The 3,577-nt window shown below is 61.6% G+C and carries 2 protein-coding genes; both read right to left on the bottom strand.

What is annotated here, in order from left to right:
* Positions 1 to 228 precede the first annotated feature (228 nt).
* The gene (locus QK296_RS28865) at positions 229 to 2,187 is read right to left on the bottom strand and encodes a MacB family efflux pump subunit (RefSeq protein ID WP_169855258.1); all 1,959 of its coding nucleotides are present in this window, start codon (positions 2,185 to 2,187) and stop codon (positions 229 to 231) included.
* Positions 2,188 to 2,190: 3 nt separating this feature from the next.
* Positions 2,191 to 3,342, bottom strand: coding sequence for a macrolide transporter subunit MacA (gene macA / locus QK296_RS28860; RefSeq protein WP_056784316.1), 1,152 nt, complete (start codon positions 3,340 to 3,342; stop codon positions 2,191 to 2,193).
* Positions 3,343 to 3,577 lie beyond the last annotated feature (235 nt).

Below are 3,577 nucleotides of genomic sequence, written 5' to 3'. Positions count from 1 at the left end.
GTGGTGGGGCAAGAGCCTTTTGCTTACTTTTGGGCTCTTTTCAAAAGTGAGCCGCCGTCAGGGCGGAACCCTAAGTAGCCGTTACCGCAGCAATAGATATGCACACAATCCAACTGTGTCGCCTGTCAGGCCGCCATCGCAGGCAAGCCAGCTCCCACATTTGGATCCTGGGGCGCCAGGGAGATAGGCGTCGGCTGTCAGGCCGTCACGGGAGCAAGCTCCCACAGATCAGTCCCTTGCCAATGCCTCTATCGGGTCCAACCGCGCCGCATTCCGCGCCGGTACAAAACCGAACACAATGCCGATCAACGTCGAACAGGCAAACGCGGTAACGATCGAGCCCACCGAAAACACCATTTCCCACTCCTTCACAAACAGCGAAAACAGGTAGCCGATGGCGTAGGACAGCGAGATCCCGATGATCCCGCCGATCAGGCACACCATCACCGCCTCCACCAGAAACTGCTGGCGGATATCCGATTGCCGCGCCCCCACGGCCATGCGAATCCCGATTTCACGGGTGCGCTCGGTGACCGACACCAGCATGATGTTCATCACGCCAATACCGCCCACCAGCAAAGAAATCACCGCAATCAATGACAGCAGCAGCGCCAGGGAGCGGCTGGTTTTCTGTACCGTCTGCATGATGCTGTCGAGGTTGTTGGTGAAAAAATCCTTGGTGCCGTGGCGTTGCAGCATGAGCTTATTGACGTTGTCTTCCACCACCTTGCTCGGCTGGCCGTCCTTGATGCGCACGGTGATGCTGTCCAGATGACGCTGGCCCAGCAGACGCCCCGCCGCGGTTTCGTACGGCACCCACACGTTCAGGGCCTTGCTGGCGGCGAACATGTTTTTATTGTCCGCCGTCACCCCGATCACCGTGCACGGCAGGTTGCCTATCAGGATCACCTGGCCCAGCGGGTCGATGTTCGGCCCGAACAGGCGCTGGCGGGTATTGTGGTCGATCACCACCACCTGGGCCTGGCGCCGTGCATCGCTTTCGCTGAAGGCAATGCCGGCTTCAAGCTTGAGGCCCTTGACCTTGAAGTAGCGATCACTGACGCCATTGACCTGGGCGTCCAGGTCGATATTGCCGTAGCGCAACAACAGGTTGCGCCCCACCACCGGCGTGGCGCTGTCCACGTAATACAGCTGGTTCAGCGCCTCCACATCCGAGGGCATCAAGGTCTCGATGGCCGAGGCGCGGCTGTCGCCAAAACTGGTGCCGGAAAAGATATCGATGGTGTTGCTGCCGATGGCCTGGATGTCCTTGAGCACATAGCGCTTGGCGCCTTCGCCGATGGCCGAGATCGACACCACCGAAGTGATGCCGATGACAATGCCGAGCATGGTCAGCAAGGTGCGCATGCGGTGGGAGATCAGCGCCACCCACGCCATGTTGAACGCTTCCTTGAACAACCCCAGGCTCGCCACCAGGCGCCGCGCACCGCTGCGGCGGGGCTCGACCGGCGCCTCGGCGGGCAACTCCAGGCCGACGCTGTCGTTGGCCTTGTCGCTGATGATCTCGCCATCACACACCTCGACAATGCGCTGGGCGTTCGCCGCGACCTTGGGGTCGTGGGTGACGATAATCACGGTGTGCCCCGCCGCATGCAGCTCGGCGAGGATGCGCATCACCTCCTTGCCGCTGTGGGTGTCGAGGGCGCCGGTGGGTTCGTCAGCCAGGATCACTTCACCGCCGTTCATCAAGGCCCGCGCAATACTCACTCGCTGCTGTTGCCCGCCAGACAGCTGGCTGGGCCGATGGCTGGTATGGCCCGACAAGCCCAGGCGTGCCAGCAATTCCCCGGCGCGGCTATGGCGCTGGCTTTGCGGGGTGCCCGCGTAGATCGCCGGCATTTCCACATTGTGCAAAGCGCTCAGGTGCGCGAGCAAATGGTAACGCTGGAAGATAAACCCGAAGTAATCACGCCGCAGCTCCGCCAGTTGCTCATCGCCCAGGGAGCGGGTTTCGATGCCATTGATCTTGTAGCTGCCGGCGGTGGCGTAATCCAGGCCACCGAGGATGTTCATCAGGGTCGATTTACCCGAACCGGAGGCGCCGATGATCGCCAGCATTTCCCCGGCATGGATGCTCAGGTCGATGCCCTTGAGCGCGATGAATTCACGCTCGCCGGCCATGAAGCTGCGAGTGATGCCGTTGAGTTCCAACAGAGGCTGGCTCATGACTCAACTCCCCGCCACGGCAGGCGTGGCGTCGCCGATCACCACGGTGTCGCCCTCGGCCAGGCCATCAAGGATCTGCACTTTGACGTTGTTGTTGATACCGGTCTTCACCGTGCGGGCCACCGCCTTTCCCTTGGCATCCAGCACCCGCACTTCGTAGCGGCCATCGGCATTGCGCACACCCAGCGCCGCCACGGGCACCATCAGCGCGGCCTCGGCGGTGTCGAGCACGATGCGCACCTGGGCGGTCATGGCAATGCGCAGGCGGTGGTCGGGGTTGGGCACGTCGAACAACGCGTTGTAGAACACCGCGGTGTTTTGCTTCGGCGTGCCGGCGGTCTGGGTTTCAAGGAAGTTCTGCGGCGCCGGCTCAGTGCCGCGCAGCTTGGCGTAATAGCGCTTGTCCGCCTCGCCGAGAATGGTGAAGTACACCTGCTGGCCGGGGCTGATATGAATCACATCCGCTTCCGACACTTGGGCCTTGACGGTCATGGTGTCCAGGTCTGCCAGCTTGAGCAGCACGGGCGCCAACTGGCTGGCAATCACGGTCTGGCCTTCCTGGGTGACGATGCCCACCACATCGCCGTCGATGGGCGCGTTGATGCGGGTGTAGGCCAGGTTGACCTTGGCGGTGTCGATCTGGATGTGCGCGCTTTTGATCTGTGCGTCCAGGGACAGCAGGTTGGCCTGTTGTACCTGGTAGGTCGATTCGGCGTCTTCGAAATCCTGGCGTGACACCGACTCATCGGCCTGCAAGCCTTTGTAGCGCTCATACACGGACTTGGCCTGCTTGAGCTGCGCGGCGGTCGCGCGGCGTTGGGCCTGGAGGTTTTCTTCATCGACCTGGGCTTTGCGCAGGGTGTTCTGCAGGATCAACGGGTCGATTTCGGCCAGCCATTGGCCCTTCTTTACCTTGTCGCCGACTTTGACTTTCAGCGACTTGAGCTGGCCGGAGACTTGGGCGCCGACGTCGACTTGTTTGACGCCCTCCAGCAGGCCGGTGGCCAATACCGCGTTTTCGATATCGCCGCGTTCGGCGGTGGCGGTGAGGTATTGGGGGGCGTCGGCGGGGGCGTTTACGGTGTAGATGGCCAGGCCGATTGCGACGGCCACTGAAGCCAGAATGCCGATTTTGCGGAATTTAGACGTTTGCATGGTTGGCTTCTTGATTGAGTACAAATGCGTGGCTAGGGCCCTTGGTGTGGGAGCTGGTTTGCCGGCGATGGCGGCCTGACAGCCGACCCCTGTCTACCTGACACCCCGCGATCAACCTGTGGGAGCGGGCTTGCTCGCGAAGGCGGCCTTTTGGTCGACCATTTCGTTGGGTTGGAATGAGTACATATCCATTGCTGCGGTAACGGCCACTTAGGGTTCCGCTCTGACAGCGGCT

This window comes from Pseudomonas sp. AL10, assembly GCF_029960685.1.
GTDB classification, from domain to species: domain Bacteria; phylum Pseudomonadota; class Gammaproteobacteria; order Pseudomonadales; family Pseudomonadaceae; genus Aquipseudomonas; species Aquipseudomonas lactis.
The sequence above is the reverse complement of the archived record's forward strand: the minus strand, read 5'-3'. Positions and strand labels throughout refer to the sequence as shown.